General features: G+C 71.1%; 15 protein-coding genes. 12 read left to right on the top strand and 3 right to left on the bottom strand.

What is annotated here, in order from left to right:
* Positions 1-4 precede the first annotated feature (4 nt).
* On the top strand, positions 5-772 hold the full coding sequence (locus tag QMG73_RS19425; protein ID WP_281897612.1) for an AfsR/SARP family transcriptional regulator: 768 nt from the start codon (positions 5-7) through the stop codon (positions 770-772).
* A 27-nt stretch (positions 773-799) separates the two neighbouring features.
* On the opposite strand, the gene QMG73_RS19420 is transcribed toward QMG73_RS19425, so the two are convergent.
* Both QMG73_RS19420 and QMG73_RS19415 read right to left on the bottom strand, forming a co-directional pair.
* The gene (locus QMG73_RS19420) at positions 800-1,510 is read right to left on the bottom strand and encodes a flavodoxin family protein (protein ID WP_281897611.1); all 711 of its coding nucleotides are present in this window, start codon (positions 1,508-1,510) and stop codon (positions 800-802) included.
* Positions 1,511-1,563: 53 nt separating this feature from the next.
* Positions 1,564-2,631 (bottom strand): class I SAM-dependent methyltransferase, encoded by a 1,068-nt coding sequence (locus QMG73_RS19415; protein WP_281897608.1) that lies wholly within the window; start codon positions 2,629-2,631, stop codon positions 1,564-1,566.
* A 320-nt stretch (positions 2,632-2,951) separates the two neighbouring features.
* Between QMG73_RS19415 and QMG73_RS19410 the strand changes: the two genes are divergently transcribed.
* Together QMG73_RS19410 and QMG73_RS19405 are read left to right on the top strand one after the other, a co-directional pair.
* On the top strand, positions 2,952-4,658 hold the full coding sequence (locus QMG73_RS19410) for a DUF1996 domain-containing protein (protein WP_281897605.1): 1,707 nt from the start codon (positions 2,952-2,954) through the stop codon (positions 4,656-4,658).
* Between the two features lie 163 nt (positions 4,659-4,821).
* On the top strand, positions 4,822-5,904 hold the full coding sequence (locus QMG73_RS19405) for an NAD-dependent epimerase/dehydratase family protein (protein ID WP_281897604.1): 1,083 nt from the start codon (positions 4,822-4,824) through the stop codon (positions 5,902-5,904).
* On the opposite strand, the gene QMG73_RS19400 is transcribed toward QMG73_RS19405, so the two are convergent.
* Positions 5,876-7,168 (bottom strand): hypothetical protein, encoded by a 1,293-nt coding sequence (locus QMG73_RS19400; protein WP_281897601.1) that lies wholly within the window; start codon positions 7,166-7,168, stop codon positions 5,876-5,878. The two genes, QMG73_RS19405 and QMG73_RS19400, sit on opposite strands and share 29 nt — an antisense overlap.
* A gap of 147 nt (positions 7,169-7,315) precedes the next feature.
* Between QMG73_RS19400 and QMG73_RS19395 the strand changes: the two genes are divergently transcribed.
* The 9 genes from QMG73_RS19395 (at position 7,316) to QMG73_RS19355 (ending at position 15,118) form a co-directional block, all read left to right on the top strand.
* On the top strand, positions 7,316-7,972 hold the full coding sequence (locus QMG73_RS19395; protein WP_281897599.1) for a glycosyltransferase family 2 protein: 657 nt from the start codon (positions 7,316-7,318) through the stop codon (positions 7,970-7,972).
* Positions 7,969-8,634 carry a TIGR04282 family arsenosugar biosynthesis glycosyltransferase gene (locus QMG73_RS19390; RefSeq protein WP_281897598.1) on the top strand — a complete coding sequence of 222 codons (666 nt, stop codon included), beginning with the start codon at positions 7,969-7,971 and terminating at the stop codon, positions 8,632-8,634. Before QMG73_RS19395 ends, QMG73_RS19390 begins: the two co-directional genes overlap by 4 nt.
* A complete protein-coding gene (locus tag QMG73_RS19385; RefSeq protein ID WP_281897596.1) occupies positions 8,631-9,269 on the top strand; it encodes a class I SAM-dependent methyltransferase in 639 nt (212 codons plus the stop codon). Before QMG73_RS19390 ends, QMG73_RS19385 begins: the two co-directional genes overlap by 4 nt.
* A complete protein-coding gene (locus QMG73_RS19380) occupies positions 9,266-10,375 on the top strand; it encodes a molybdopterin-dependent oxidoreductase (protein ID WP_281897595.1) in 1,110 nt (369 codons plus the stop codon). Before QMG73_RS19385 ends, QMG73_RS19380 begins: the two co-directional genes overlap by 4 nt.
* Positions 10,372-10,824 carry a hypothetical protein gene (locus QMG73_RS19375; RefSeq protein ID WP_281897593.1) on the top strand — a complete coding sequence of 151 codons (453 nt, stop codon included), beginning with the start codon at positions 10,372-10,374 and terminating at the stop codon, positions 10,822-10,824. Before QMG73_RS19380 ends, QMG73_RS19375 begins: the two co-directional genes overlap by 4 nt.
* 383 nt (positions 10,825-11,207) lie before the next feature.
* Positions 11,208-12,185 (top strand): calcium/sodium antiporter, encoded by a 978-nt coding sequence (locus QMG73_RS19370; RefSeq protein ID WP_281897590.1) that lies wholly within the window; start codon positions 11,208-11,210, stop codon positions 12,183-12,185.
* Between the two features lie 113 nt (positions 12,186-12,298).
* Positions 12,299-13,225, top strand: coding sequence for an ABC transporter ATP-binding protein (locus tag QMG73_RS19365; RefSeq protein ID WP_281897588.1), 927 nt, complete (start codon positions 12,299-12,301; stop codon positions 13,223-13,225).
* Positions 13,225-14,013: an ABC transporter permease subunit gene (locus QMG73_RS19360; RefSeq protein ID WP_281897586.1), complete on the top strand. Its 789-nt coding sequence runs from the start codon at positions 13,225-13,227 to the stop codon at positions 14,011-14,013. The genes QMG73_RS19365 and QMG73_RS19360 overlap by 1 nt, the downstream gene beginning before the upstream one ends.
* 10 nt (positions 14,014-14,023) lie before the next feature.
* The gene (locus QMG73_RS19355) at positions 14,024-15,118 is read left to right on the top strand and encodes a PucR family transcriptional regulator (protein ID WP_281897584.1); all 1,095 of its coding nucleotides are present in this window, start codon (positions 14,024-14,026) and stop codon (positions 15,116-15,118) included.
* Positions 15,119-15,236 lie beyond the last annotated feature (118 nt).

Genomic DNA, 15,236 nt, shown 5'->3' with positions numbered 1-15,236 from the left:
CGACGTGGCCTTCCGCGTCCTCGGTCCCGTGGAGGTGCTGCGCCAAGGGGTGCTGGTGCCGGTCCGCGGTGGCCGGGCCCGCGCGCTCCTGGCGCTGCTGCTGGTCAACGCCAACACGATCGTCAGCGGCGCGCAGATCGTCGACGCGGTGTGGGGCGAGCGCCCGCCCTCGACCGTGCGTACGCAGGTGCACGTCAGCGTCTCGAGCCTGCGCAAGCTGCTCGCCGGCGTGGGTGGGGCTTCGATCCAGACCCACCCCGCCGGCTACCGGCTGGCGACCGATCCGCAGCGGATCGACCTGTCGGTCTTCCTCGACATGTCCCGGTCCGGCCGGGCCGCGCTGCGCCAGCAGCGGGTCGCCGAGGCGGCGCGGACCCTGCACCGGGCGCTGGAGCTGTGGCGAGGCACGGCGCTAGGCGGCGTCCGCGCGTCGTTCGTCCCGTCCACAGTGGTCCGTCTGGAGGAGCACCGGCTCACCGCCTTCGCCGACCGAGTGGCCGCCGACCTCGGGCTGGGCCGCCACCACGACGTCATCCCCGAGCTGCGCTCGCTCCTCGACGAGCGGCCACTGCTCGAACGCGCCCGCGCCCAGCTCATGGTCGCGCTACACCTGGCCGGTCGACGAGGCGACGCGCTCGCCGTGTACCGGGAGGGGTGCGCGCTGCTCCGCACCGAGCTCGGCGTGGATCCCGGCCCCGAGCTGGCCCGCGCCCATGGCCACCTGCTACGAGCTCACGTCCCACTGCCGCAAAGAATCAATGGCATCCCGTAGATCCTGACCAATCAGTGACGTGTCGTCTCAGCGGTGCTCGGGGTTTTCGAAGTCGAACCGGCAGCCGGCATCCCACTCCGAGCGCTGGTTGCCGTACGCGGGCACGCCACCGGCCTGCTTGAGCATCCAGCCCAGGTGCATGAGGTTCCACGTCATGAAGGTGGTGTTGCGGTTGGTGAAGTCGTTGTCGGGACCGCCCGAGCCTTCATCCAGATAGGACGGTCCTGGTCCGGCTTCACCGATCCAGCCCGCGTCGGCTTGCGGCGGGATCGTGTACCCCAGATGTTGCAGGCTGTAGAGTACGTTCATCGCGCAGTGCTTGACCCCGTCCTCGTTGCCGGTGATCAGGCAGCCGCCGACCCGGCCGTAGTAGGCGTACTGGCCGTTGTCGTTGAGCAACGACGAGCAGGCGTACAGCCGCTCGATGACCCGCTTCATCACCGAACTGTTGTCGCCGAGCCAGATCGGGCCCGCCAGCACCAGGATGTCGGCGGCGAGCACCCGCTGGTACAGGGCGGGCCACTCGTCGCTGGCCCAGCCGTGCTCGGTCATGTCCGGCCAGACACCGGTGGCGATGTCGTGGTCGACGGCCCGGATCAGCTCGGTCGCCACTCCGCGCCCGTCCATGATGGCCATGCTGCGATCGATCAGACCCTGGGTGTGGCTCCGGTCCGGCGACCGCTTGAGCGTGCAGTTGACGAACAGCGCTCGCATCCCGTCGAACCGGATGTCAGTCATGCGACTCATCGTGGCACCCGCCCGGGCACGCGCGCGGCCAATCCGCAAAGCGCCTACCTGAGCCGGTAGAACCGCCAGAACGGGTGCTCGATCGGGAGCACGTCGACCTGTGTGAAGCCGGCCTCGACGGCCAGCGTGCGCAGCGCCGCCGGGCGCATGACGGTGCCGACCGGGTCCGCGTCCGGGGTGGGGCGGCCCTGGGGCAGGCACCACAGCGGGCTGGCGTTGGCGAAGAACCGCTGCACGGGGTCGCCGCTGGGGGCTACGAGTTCCTCGTCGACCGCCTCGTCCATGACGACGACCCACCCACCATCGAAGGTCTGCCGACGGACATTGCGCAGCACCCGGTCCGGGTACGCCATGTCGTGCAGGCACTCGAACAGCAAGATCAGGTCGTAGCCGGCCACGCCGGATGCGGGGGCGGTGAGGTCGCGTACCTCGAAGTGGATCCGCTCGCCGACGCCCTGGGCGGCGGCGTTGCGGCGCGCGTGCGCGATCGACGCCTCGTCGGCGTCGAGGCCGTCGATCGACAGGTGTGGGAACGCCTTGGCCAGCTCGATCGACGCCCAGCCGGCGCCGCAGCCCAGGTCGGCGACGCGGGCAGGGCTGGCAGCGTCGGACAGCCGCGCGTGGAGCTCCGGCAGCGCCGGCAGCCAGGTCGCCACCAGATCATTCGTGTACGCCGGACGGTTGAGCGCCGCCTGGGCGCTGACGGCGTCCGGGCCGTACTCGGAGTAGGGCACGCCTTCGCCAGTGCGGAACGCCTCCACCAACCGCGGCAGGACACCGCCGACCGAGGCCAGGCACTGGCCCAGCGGCGCCAGGTATGCCGGCGACAGCTCGTCGACCAGCACCTCCCGCACACCGGCCGCCAGCGCGTACGCCTTCCCCGCCTCGACGGTGACGAACCCGGACACGGCCTGCGCCTGCAACCACTCGCGCACGTACCGCTCATCCAGACCGGCGCGGGCCGCGAGCTCGGCGCCGGTGAGCGGACCGTCCGCGAGCACCGCGTACAGCCCGAGGGTGTGACCAAGATAGATGTTCGCCAGTTCCATGGCTTCGACGCCGGTAACCAGCAAGCGCCCGGCGAGCGCCTCGACCGCAGCGGTTGTCGTCATGATTGATCACCTGCTTCAGGCATTGGCGGAGTAGCGAAGCCCGCAGTCCGCATACACGAACCAAACCACCGTCGTCCAGGCGGCCCTCCCGAACCGGGTACTTGTTCACCAGCTCGTAAGAAATCGCGCACGTACGGAATCGCGCCGTTCTTACGAGGCGGTTACGTGGTACCGCCGGCCTCATCGGCGAGTCCGGGCCGGTCGTACCTCGGAGCGTGAGTTGATCCGAGGCACGGAGGGTTTGCGACGTGAGAGAAACGTTGAATCGACGTTTTACCCGGGCCCGCGGGCAGGAGCTGAGGGTTCTGGGGGTAGTGGTCGTGTTGGCGGCGACAGCAGCCGTGACGGCCGGGGTGGTGACGAGCTCGCGCGACGGGCAGGCGTTCGCGGAGGCGGCGCCGTTGGCGAGCTTCACACCGATCGAACGGGTAGCAGCGAATGTGAAGGCGCCACCGGTGCGCCGGGGCGGTTCCACCGGCGTCGTTACCGTCGACTGTGGAACGAACGGGAACCGGAAGTTCAGTCCCGACAACCCAGTCGCGCAGCCCGGAGTGCGTAACGGCGCGCAGCACGTGCACGACTTCGTGGGCAACCTGTCGATCAGCGCGGACTCCACGGACGAGAGCCTTGCCGCGTCGGACACGACGTGCCGCAACGGCGACCGGTCGTCGTACTTCTGGCCGGTGGTCCGCATCGATCGGAAGGCGAACCGGCAAGCCAACCCGGTCGGCGCCAACGCCGACACCCTCAAAGCCGCCGGCCCGGGAACGGTGAAATGCCCAACGGTGCGGGACAAACTGCCGGCAGTGCCGGCGCAGGCAGCGGCCGAGGTGAACCGGAACCTCCGCCTACTGGATCAGCAGCTCGCCGAGGCCAACCGGCGCCTCGTTACCAGCCAGGGTCAGGGTGGCCCCAACTTCGTCGACAACGCCATCCTCGGCCCACTACGCGACAAACGAGTAGCCACATTGGACCGCATCGCCATCGCCATCGGCCGCCAAGGTGCCCGCCCGACTGGCCTGGTCTCGCTGGCCGAGTGCGACCTGAGCTACGACGGCGCGCACGCCAACCACGGTGGCGGCTCCTCAACGGGCGGGTCGGCTGGCAACGAAGTGACACCGACAGTGAACTGCCCCAGCGTGCGGGACAAGCTGCCGGCGGTGCCGGCGCGTGCGGCCTCGGAGGTCAACCAAGACCTGAACCTGCTGGACAAGCAGATCGCGGAAGCGAACCAGCGCCTGGTCACCAGCCAGGGTCAGGGCGGCCCCAATTTCGTCGACAACGCCATCCTCGGCCCACTACGCGACAAACGAGTAGCCACATTGGACCGCATCGCCATCGCCATCGGCCGCCAGGGCACCCGACCGACCGGCCTGACCGAACTCGCGCCATGCACGCTGACCAATGCCGACCCCAACCCGGAGCCGAGCCCCAGCGCGAGCACCGGCGGCCAACTGCCGGGCGTGCAGGGCCCAAACCTGGAGATCGCGGGAAACCTGGGCACGATCGTGCGGCCGGCCAGTGTGAAAATCGAGTACCGGGGCAACCCCACCAGCAAAGTGGTGGCGATGCCGCGATTCCTGCGCGCGCTGACCGGTGAATCGAAACCGACCAGCCGAGGACCGGCCAACGCCCGCGCCTCATGGACATGCGGCGGCTTCGAGGATCGGCTCACCGACCAGTACCCGATCTGCCCCGCCGGCAGCCAGGTGATGCGCGTGCACGACTTCCCCAGCTGCTGGGACGGCGAGAACATCGACAGCGCCAACCACCGCACCCACATCCAGTTCCCCGACCGGACCACCGGCGCCTGCCCAGCCGGCACCGTGGCCGTGCCACAACTACGAATCAGCATCAGCTACAACATCCCAGTACAGGTGCAGCAACGCGGGCAGTACCAGCTGGACTCGTTCCCGGAGGAGAACCACAACCCGACCTCCGACCACAACGACTTCCTGAACGTCAACTCCACCCGACAAACGGCCAAGATCGTCCAATGTGTCAACGGCGGCCGCCGCTGCCGCTGACGCGGCTGGTTCAACCGATCAGGGCTCCCTCGAGGCACGCTTCGTGGGAGCCCTGATAACGCGCTCACACCCTGGGAACTCGATCCGGGGCCGACGGTTGATTATCTATTTCGGATCCCTTACGTAATCACCCAACGGGCGGTGCCGCGCATACCGTGGCAGTGTGCGGATTCTGATCACCGGCGGCGCCGGTTTCATCGGTTCACACGTCGCCGACGCGGTTGTCGCGGCAGGCCACGAGGCGGTACTTCTCGACGCGCTGCTTCCGCAGGCCCATCACGGGAAGCCGCCGCCGTGGACCGCGCAACACCAGATGGTGCGCGCCGACGTCCGCGACGCCGGCGTACTGGCCGGCTTGCTACGCGGAGTCGACGCGGTGTGCCACCAGGCCGCGATGGTGGGCCACGGCGTCGACCCGTCCGATGCGCCGCTGTACGCCAGCCACAACGACCACGGCACAGCGGTGCTGCTCGCGGCCATGTACGCGGCGAAGGTGCGGCGGCTGGTGCTGGCCAGTTCGATGGTGGTCTACGGCGAGGGTCGGTACATCTGCCCGGAGCACGCCGTCGTGCCACCCGCCGCACGTCGGCCCGAGGACATCGCAGCCGGCCGGTTCGATCCGACGTGCCCGCGCTGCGGCACCACCCTGACGCCAGCTCTGGTGCCGGAGGACGCTCCACTGCGGCCCCGCAGCATCTACGCCGCCACGAAGGTGGCGCAAGAGCACCTGGCCACGGCGTGGGCCGCGCAGGCCGGCGGTGCGGTGTACGCCCTGCGATACCACAACGTGTACGGCCCTCGCATGCCCCGCGACACCCCGTACGCTGGCGTGGCGTCGATCTTCCGGTCGGCGCTGGCACGGGGGCACGCGCCGCGGGTGCTGGAGGATGGTGAGCAACGCCGCGACTTCGTACACGTCACCGACGTCGCCCGCGCCAACCTCCTGGCGTTGACCGCGCCCAGTCCGCCTGAGGGGTTTGCGGCGCTCAACGTCTGCTCGGGTGAGCCGCACACGGTCGGCGACATGGCGCGGGTCCTCGCGGCAGCGCTCGGTGGTCCGGAGCCGATCGTGGTCGGCGGTGCCCGCGCCGCCGACGTGCGCCACGTGATGGCCTCGCCGGAAGGCGCGGCCCAGATACTGGGCTTCCGGGCCCGGGTCGGGTTCGCCGAGGGGGTTACCGCGTTCGCCTCCGACCCGCTGCGCGAGCCGTCGGCCGTCACCACCACGTCCACAGTAGATGGTTGACGGCGAGCGCGGTCGCCGCCTGCGCGGCGAGCCAGCCGCGGCGGTGCCGCTCGGGTAGGGCGGCCGTGGCGACCATCAGCCATACCACGAACGGCAGCCAGATCCGCTCCACCTCGGCCTTGCTCAGGCCAGACAGGTCCGCGGCCAGGACCGCCACCCCGGCCGCCACCGGTAGCCACAAGGCCGCGCCGCGCGCGGTTGCCACGAGGGTATGGCGCAGTGCCGGCCCGATGGCGGGGCCGGCGCACAGGACCAGCGCCGCGAGGTTGGCCCACACCCAGTAGGCGTACGGTCGATCGGCGGCCCAGCCCTGGTAGTAACGCTCGACGACCAGCCGGTAGCCATCCAGCCACCAGAAACCCGCCACCATGAACGCGGCGGCCACGGCAGCGACGCCAGCGGCACCTGAGGCCAGCGCGGCGACCCGATGCCGGGCGCGCAGCCAGAGCACCGCAAGCGCCGGAAGCACCAGCAGCACGAACCCGTATGACAGGTACAGGGCGAAGCCCAGCAGCAGCCCGCCGAGCGGGGCCAGCCACCAGCGCCGCGCGGCCAGCAGCGCCAGCCCAGCCGCCGCCACGCCCGCGAAGATCGCGTCGGCGGACGCGCCCATCCACACCGCCCCGGGAAGCAGCACCAGAAAGGGCAGCCCAGCGCGTGCCTGCGCCTCGGCACCCAGCGAGCGCAGGGCGAGCGGCACCGACACGACGACCGTGGCGCCGGCCAGCACGCACACCAGCGCGGCCGGTCCGCCGCCGCCCAGGCCGATTCGGTCGAGCGCGACGAAGACCAGCAGCGCGCCGGGCGGATGACCGGCGGTGTGTGTCGACCACGACCCGGCCCGGAAGTCCAGGATCCGGTCCGTGAATCCGGACAGCATCGCGCCGATGTCGGTGATCCGGGGCACCTCGGTCAGGTACTCGGCCTGCGGCGTAAGCCGTCCGGCCAGGCCGCCGGACCAGCCGTCGATCAGCGCCAGCGACAGCGTCCAGGCAACCGCTACGGCGTACGCGAACGCGAGCAGCCGGCCCCACGGCGCCCGCCGCGCGATGTCGACGCCGCGCCACACCACCGCGGCGGCGACCGCCAGCGCCGCTGGCGTGCCCCAGCCGGCGTGCGGCCGCCACACCGCGAACAGCGGCGCCGCGTCCGCCCACAAGCGCACCCCGCGCCCGTTGAGCACCGCGCCCACCGCGACCGCCGCCACCACGAGCGCCGCCTCGACGCCCAGCACTATCAGATCCGCCCGCCAGCCCCTGCCCATGATGACGGCCGACGCTACGCCGGCGTGACCGGCCCCGCACGCGGACGGCGCGCAGCGTCATCGATTCGTAAGAACCATCGTGTCCGTAAGGATTCCGTAAGCAACCAGGCCGTCTCGGACCGTCCACCATCGACCTACGGTGCGGTTATGGACGGATGTGTGGACGTGGTCCTGCCCTGCCTGGACGAGGCGGCGGCGCTGCCCGGCGTGCTGGCCGGCATGCCACCCGGCTTTCGGGCGATCGTGGTCGACAACGGCTCCGCCGACGGTTCCCCACAGGTCGCCGCCGACCTGGGTGCCATAGTCCTGCACGAGCCAAGACGCGGTTACGGCGCCGCTGTGCATACCGGCTTGTCGGCGGCCACCGCCGACGTGGTGTGTTTTCTGGACGCCGACGGCTCGCTCGACCCGGCCGAGTTGGCTCCCCTGGCAAGCCTAGTCGCGACCGGCCGCGCGGACCTGGCCGTCGGCCGGCGCGTCCCCGCCGAGCGCGCGGCATGGCCGTGGCACGCGCGCGCCGGCAACGCGTTGCTCGCCGCGCTACTGCGCCGCCGCGGCGTGCCGGTGCACGACATCGCGCCAGCACGGGCCGCCCGCCGGCTGGCGCTGCTCGACCTCGGGGTCGCGGACCGTGCCTTCGGGTACCCGCTGGAGTTGCTGCTGCGGGCCGGCGCGGCCGGCTGGCGGATCGCCGAACTCGACGTGGCGTACCGGCGGCGGACGGCTGGCACGCGGTCGAAGGTCTCCGGCTCGGTGCGCGGCACGCTGCGCGCGGTGCGTGACATGGCGGGGGTACTGCGGTGATCGTCATCGTGGTCGCCAAGGCGCCCGTGCCCGGCCGGGTGAAGACCCGGCTCTGCCCGCCGGCGACGCCCCGGCAGGCGGCCGCCATCGCGGCGGCGGCGCTGCTGGACACCATCGACGCGGTACGGGCAACCCCGGACGTGACACCGGTCCTGGCATACGCGGGCCGGCTGGCCGATGCCGAGCGGTCCGGCGACATCCGCTCCGCGCTGGCAGGCTGGCATCTGGTGCCGCAGCACGGCGCCACCTTCGCGGACCGGCTTGCCCGCGCCCACGCCGACGCCGCCGCGCAGGTGCCCGGGCAGCCGGTGCTGCAGATCGGGATGGATACCCCGCAGGTACGCCCGGCAACGCTCACCGCCTCGCTGGATCGGCTGTCCGTCGCGGACGCGGTCCTCGGTCCCGCCACGGACGGCGGCTGGTGGGCACTCGGCCTGCGCGACCCGCACCACGCCGAGGCCCTACGAGCGGTACCCATGTCCACACCGGAGACCGGCGCGCGGACCCGCACCGCGCTCACCGCGCGCGGGCTGCACGTGACCAACGCGCCAGTGCTGTCCGATGTGGACCGTTGGGCCGACGCGCTGGCCGTAGCGGCCACCACTCCCGGCAGCCGGTTCGCCGCCGCCGTAGCGCAGTGCCACGCGGGAGCCGCCCGATGACGGCCGGCTTCGAGGCGGTGTACGCCCGGCACGGCGCGCGCCACTGGTTGGTCGAGACCGGCGGCCGGCGTACCCTGCTGCCGCTGCGACGCTGGCACGGTCCCGCCGAACCCGCCGTGCGGACGCTGGTCGACCGCTGCACCGGCCCCGCCGTCGACGTGGGCTGCGGCCCCGGTCGCGTCGCCGCCGAACTGGCCATCCGTGGCCTGATCAGCTTCGGCATCGACACATCGGCGGCGGCGGTGCGGCTCACCCGCCGGCGCGGCGCGGCCGCACTACGCCGGAACGTGTTCGACCCGCTGCCCGGCGAGGGCCACTGGGCCAACGTCCTGCTCGTCGACGGCAACATCGGCATCGGCGGCGACCCGCTCACACTGCTGCGGCGGTGCGCGCAGTTGCTACGCCGAGGCGGCACCGTGCTGGTCGAACTGGACCCGCCCGGCACCGGTATGTGGCGCAGCCAGGCACACGTGACCGAAGAACCCACGGCCGCGCCGCCCCGCCACGGTCCGCGGTTCCGGTGGGCCAGGGTGAGTGTCGACGCCGCCCGGTGGCTCGCCGACGAGGCCGGCCTGCAAGTGCGCACCGTCTTCACCATAGACGCGCGCTGGTTCGCCGACCTGGAACGGCCGTGAGACTCCGCCCGCCCCGGCCGGAGGACTTCCACTCCCCCGCGCACACGCCCGCCGTCACCGCCCGGCTCGGCCTGTGGCTGGGCGTCGCGTTCACCGTCTGCTTCCTCACGGGACTGGCCAGCCACGCCGCCCAGCACCCGCCGGGCTGGTTCACCTGGCCCACCCGCCCCATCAGCCTCTACCGGATCACCCAGAGCGCCCACGTGCTCTCCGGCGTGGCCGCGATCCCGCTGCTGCTGGCCAAGCTTTGGAGCGTGTACCCGCGCCTGTTCATCCGCCCACCGCTGCGCCCGCCGGCCCGGCTGCTGTCACACGCCGCTGAGCGGCTGTCCATCCTGGTGCTGCTGTGCGCGGCCTTCTTCGAGCTGGCCAGCGGCCTGTTCAACGCCGCCCAGTCGTACCCGTGGCGGTTCTTCTTCGTCGAGACCCACTACGCCGTCGGCTGGATCGCCGCCGGCGCGCTCGCGGTCCACATCGGAGTGAAGCTGTCCCGGACCGGTACCGGCCTGGCCGAGCGCCCCGACCCGCGGCGCCGCGCCATCCTCCGGATCGCGTGGCTGTCCACCGGGGCCGTCGTGCTGGCCACGGCCGGCGCCACGGTGCCCTGGCTCAGCCGGGTATCGGTGCTTGCGTGGCGCTCGCCCGGAGGGCCGCAAGGGCTGCCGGTCAACCGCACCGCGGCAGCGGCCGGCATCCGCGTCCCGGCGCACTGGAGCCTGACCATCGCCTGGCCCGGCGGTACCGCCCAGCTGACCCTGGACGAGCTCGCCGCGCTGCGCCAGCGCACCGCCACCCTACCGATCGCCTGCGTCGAAGGTTGGAGCGCGAGCGCGAACTGGACCGGCGTGCCCATAGCCGCGCTGCTGACCGCCGCCGGCGCGCCCACCGGCCGTGCCCTACGAGTGTCCTCATTGGAACCCGCTGGCCTGTACGCGACGAGCCTCCTACCGGCCCGGCACGCCGCAGACCCGCTCACCCTGCTGGCCCTACGCGTCAACGGCCAGACACTCAGCCCCGACCACGGCTATCCATGCCGGATCATCGCGCCCAGCAGGCCCGGCGTGCTCCAGACCAAATGGGTGACCCGGCTGGAGGTCCTACCGTGAACGCCGTCGCCGCCGTCCGCGCCGCGCTCGTGTTGGGCGGCGCCGCTGCCGCCGGATACGGCGGCTGGCACCTCTGGCCGCAGTTACCCACCGCCTGGACCTGGCTGATCGCCGGGCCGATCCTGCACGACGCGGTCGTCGCGCCCGCCGTCGGCGTGGCCGGGCTGCTGCTCGGACGCCTCGTCACCGATCCGGCACGGCGGGCCTGGGCCGCCACGGGCCTGGCCACCTCAGCCATCCTGGCACTGATCGCGGTGCCCCTGCTATGGCGACCGCAACCTGCGCCCATCAACCCCGGCCTGCACGACCGCGACTACGGCCTCGGCCTGCTCCTAGCGGTGATCGCCGCTTTGATCGGGGCCGCCATCGGCGCGGCGAGCGTCTCGTGGACCGACCGGCCGAAGCCAACCGCTCCATCCACGAGACAGCCACCGGAACAAGGTCAATAGCCATATCCCTACCAGGCCGGCGCGAGGACACCGACGGTCACCAGCGGTGTGGCGACCAAAGCGTGCAGCCGCGCCAATGGCGTGTACGCAACGGGTTAGCCGCCCCAGCCCGGTGATGTTGGACGCTTCCCCTGGGCCTGGGGCTGCTGCTGTGCGGCTGGATCGCCGCCGCCGGCCGAGCTGTCGGCGCTGGCGGGTGACGTTCGATTGCCGACCAGGCTTCCCGGCGCTCCTCCCGGCAGCGTAGTAGCCCAGATCCGTCCGGTGGCGCGGCCCCGAAAATTTTGGCGAGGCGTACGGGCGTGTGCACGGTATGGTGTGGCTCTGGAGTGCCGGGAAGCCTGGTCGGCGATGGGGATCGTCGACGGCTGGAGGCACTACCCATGGTTACTCAAATCCTGCTCGCCGCCGTGGGTTTGGCGCTGCTGACCGTGGCCGCTGACCACCTCGTGCTCGGGTCGTCCCGGTTGGCGACGCGGCTGCGGATCCCCCCGGTGGTGGTCGGCGTGGTCGTCATCGGGTTGGGCACCTCGGCACCGGAGTTCCTGGTATCCGGGGTCGCGGCGGCTCGCGGCGACGCCGGCATCGCGGTCGGCAACATCGTCGGATCCAATATTCTGAACCTGACTTTGATCCTCGGCGTCGCCGCGCTGGTGGCGCCGGTGGCGGTGACCTCCGCGCTCGTTCGGCGTGAAGTGCCCCTCGCGGTCGCCGCGATGGTGGTGTTCGCGTTCCTGGCGTGGGCGGGACTGTCGCCGCTGACCGGTGCGGTGCTGACGGTTTTGGCGGTCGCCGCGGTGCTGCTGTTGCTGCGCTGGGCCGGTCACGGTCGCGCCGAGATGGGCCTTGCCAGCGAGGTGCAAGAGTTTACCGCCAGTCCGGCCACTGTGGACGTTCCGGTCCCGGCCTCAAGGTTGCGGGGCTGGGTCGAGCCGGTCCGTGCCTTGGCCGCGTTGCTCGCGGTGTTGGCCGGGGCGCAGTTGCTGGTCGGTAACGCCGCCGCGATCGCCGCTGACTTCGGCGTCAGCCAGGTGATCATTGGGTTCACGTTGGTGGCGGTGGGCACGTCGCTGCCGGAGCTGGTCACCGCTCTCGCGGCGCAGCGGCGCGGCGAATCGGATCTGGTGGTCGGGAACCTGTTCGGCAGCAACTTGTTCAACAGCCTGATCGGCGGCGCGATCGTCGGGTTCGCCTCCGCCGGTACGCCGGCCAAGGCGGGGGTCGCGCTGCTGGTCACGATGATCCTGTCCGGCGGGCTGGCGTGGGCGCTGCTGCGCCGGGGCCTGATCCTGAACCGGGTCGAAGGGGCCGCGTTGCTGGCCGCCTACATCGTGACCCTGCCGTTGCTGCTGTTCCCCTGACCCGTCGGCCACCGCGGGCTGCGGTTTTGCCGAGACCCGGAAGACCAACCGCGTCGATGTCGGCCGCACGCCGCCCTAGAACCACAACCGGAAGGAGTTTGACGATGTCGGGCATGAGCAGCGACATCGCCATCCACGCCGAGGACTTGACCAAGTTCTACGGCAGCCGCCGCGGCGTCGAAGGACTGACCCTGGACGTCAAAGCCGGCGAAGTGTTGGGGTTCTTAGGCCCGAACGGGGCCGGCAAAACCACCACCATCCGGCTGCTGCTGGACTTCCTACGCCCGACCCGCGGCGACGCCACGATTCTCGGGCTCGATCCGCGTCGGGACAAAGCCGCCCTGCACCGGCAGATCGGCTACCTACCCGGCGAGCTCGCCTTCCCCGGCCGGGAAAAGGCCGCCGACCTGCTGCGGTTCTTCGCCGCCGCCCGAGGCGGCGTCGCCTGGAGCCAGGTCACCGCCCTCGCCGACCGGCTGGAACTGGACCTGACCCGCCCGATCCGCACCATGTCCAAAGGCAACAAGCAGAAAGTCGGTCTGGTACAGGCGTTCATGCACCAGCCGGCCCTGCTGATCCTGGACGAGCCCACCAGCGGCCTCGATCCGTTGATGCAGCAGGAGTTTCTGGCCATGGTCGCCGACGCCCGCGCCGACGGGCAGACCGTGTTCATGTCCTCCCACGTGCTGGCCGAGGTGCAGCAGGCCGCCGACCGCGTCGCGATCATCCGCGACGGCCGCCTCGCCGCCCTGGAACGGGTCGAATCGCTGGGCCGGCGCGCGATCCGCACCGTCGAGATCCACTTCGACGACCCGGTCGACGCCGCCGAGTTCACCGGCCTGCCCGGCGTGTCCGACGTGATGGTGTCCGGGCCGATCCTGCGCTGCACCGTCGACGGCCGGCTCAGCCCGCTGATCAAAGCCGTCGCCCGACACGAGGTCATCGACCTGCTCTCGGCCGAACCCGACCTGGAAGAAACCTTCCTGTCCTACTACTACACCCAGCCCGACCAGCACACCCAGATCGAAGGAGCCCGCTGATGGTGCCCGCCCTCGTGGTCAAAACCTGGCGCGACGACCGCCGGGCCATCATCGGCTGGTCCGTCGGCATCGCCGCGTTCACCACCCTCTACACCGGCTTCTACTCCCAGTTCCAAGGGACCGCCGAACTGAAAGAGGACGCGCTGCCACCGGACATGCTCGAATTCCTCGGCATCGCGGACATGACCTCTGCCATCGGCTACCTCCAAGCCACCATCTACAGCCTCATCGGACCCCTGTTGGTCATCATGGCCGCGATCACCCTCACCACCCGCACGATCGCCCGCCCCGAGGAAGACGGCGGCATGGAACTGTTGCTGGCCAACCCGCTGACCCGCCGCGCGTTCGCCACCCAACGCCTCACCGCCGCCGCCACAGCGATCACCACCATCACGGCGGTGCCGTGGCTGCTGGTCGCCATCCTCGCCCCCACCGTCGACATGAACGTCCCCCAAGGAAACATCGCCGCGACCAACGCCGGGCTGATCCTGCTGGTGTGGTGCTTCGCCGGCATCGCGTTCCTGATCGGCGCCTGGACCGGACGCCGTACCCCCGTCCTGGTCGTCACCGGCACCCTCGCCGTGGCCACCTACCTAGCCAACGCCATCTCCGGCCTACTCGACGGCGGCGACTGGCTCAAATGGCTCTCACCGTTCCACTACTTCATCGGCACCGACCCGCTGCGCACCGGCTGGCACCCCGCCCACCTGGCCGTCCTGGCCGCCATCGCCGTGGTCACCGCCGTCGCCGGGATCCGCGTGTTCGACCGACGCGACATCGGTGTCTAACAGCAACCGCGTGGACCAGAAAGCCGAGCCGATGACCGACACCACACCGGACTGGCTGCGCCAGGAGGCCGACCGTCTGTTCGCGGCGGCCTCCACACCCTCGAACGCCGCCCACCGGGCCGCGGCCGCCGCCATCGGGCAACGAGCCGCCGCCGACAGCATCTCACTACCGGCCCTCGTCACCGCGTTCCTGACCGCCGCGGCCCGCCGCTGGGACACCACTGCCACCTCTGCGTCGGCGGACGCTCGCCACGTCCAAACCGGGGCGACCAATCTTCTGAACGCCATCCAAACCCTCACCGCCTCGGCAATGCACGGCTATCACCAGCACGCCCGCGACGAACTGTCCCAGCAAGACGCTGAACGCGCCCAGTTCATCAGTGACCTGCTGTCCGGACGGGCCGACCCTGGCCGGCTGGCGCAACGGGCGCACCGCTACGGCATCCGAGTATCCGGCACCCACACCGTCCTGGTCGCCCGCGCCGACACGATCACCGACGCCGTCACCGGCCGCATCGACGAGGCGCTCGCCACCCGCTACGGCGCCGGCAACACCCTCACCAGCCGACGCGACGGACAGCTCATCTGCCTGGCCACCGGCGGCCTACGCGGCCTCCCCGCCGAACTCGCCCACCACTTACTCACCCACCTAGGCCCCACCGGCTGGCAAATCGGCGTCGGCCGCCCCCACCCAGCGGCCCAGGGCATCGTCACCTCTCTCGACGAAGCCACGGGCGCCCTCGACCTCGCCACCAAACTCGGCTTCACCACCCCCGTTCTGCACGCCGCCGACCTGCTGGTCTTTCCCGTGCTACTGCGCGACCGGGACGCCATCACCGACTTGGTCACCACCGTCCTCGGCCCCCTCGCCGCCGCCCGCGGCGGCCCACAACCCTTCCTCGACACCCTCACCGCCCTGTTCGACAACCAGGGCAACCACACCGCGACCGCCCGCCAACTCCACCTCTCGGTCCGCGCTGTCACCTACCGCCTCGACCGCATCCACACCCTCACCGGCTACCACCCCGGCGAACCCACCCAACGCTTCACCCTCCAAACCGCCGTCCTCGGTGCCCGCCTGCTCGGCTGGCCACCACCGGACTAAACGCCCGACGAACCTCGCGGCTGCCGCAATCCAGGTCGTACCCACTTCGCCGTCGATCACCGTCTGCGCCCGTGCAGCGTAAATGCCGCCGCTGCGCTTCATCAGCTAAGCAGGCGGA

It is taken from the genome of Phytohabitans aurantiacus (genome assembly GCF_027923225.1).
GTDB lineage: Bacteria > Actinomycetota > Actinomycetes > Mycobacteriales > Micromonosporaceae > Phytohabitans > Phytohabitans aurantiacus.
The sequence above is the reverse complement of the archived record's forward strand: the minus strand, read 5'-3'. Positions and strand labels throughout refer to the sequence as shown.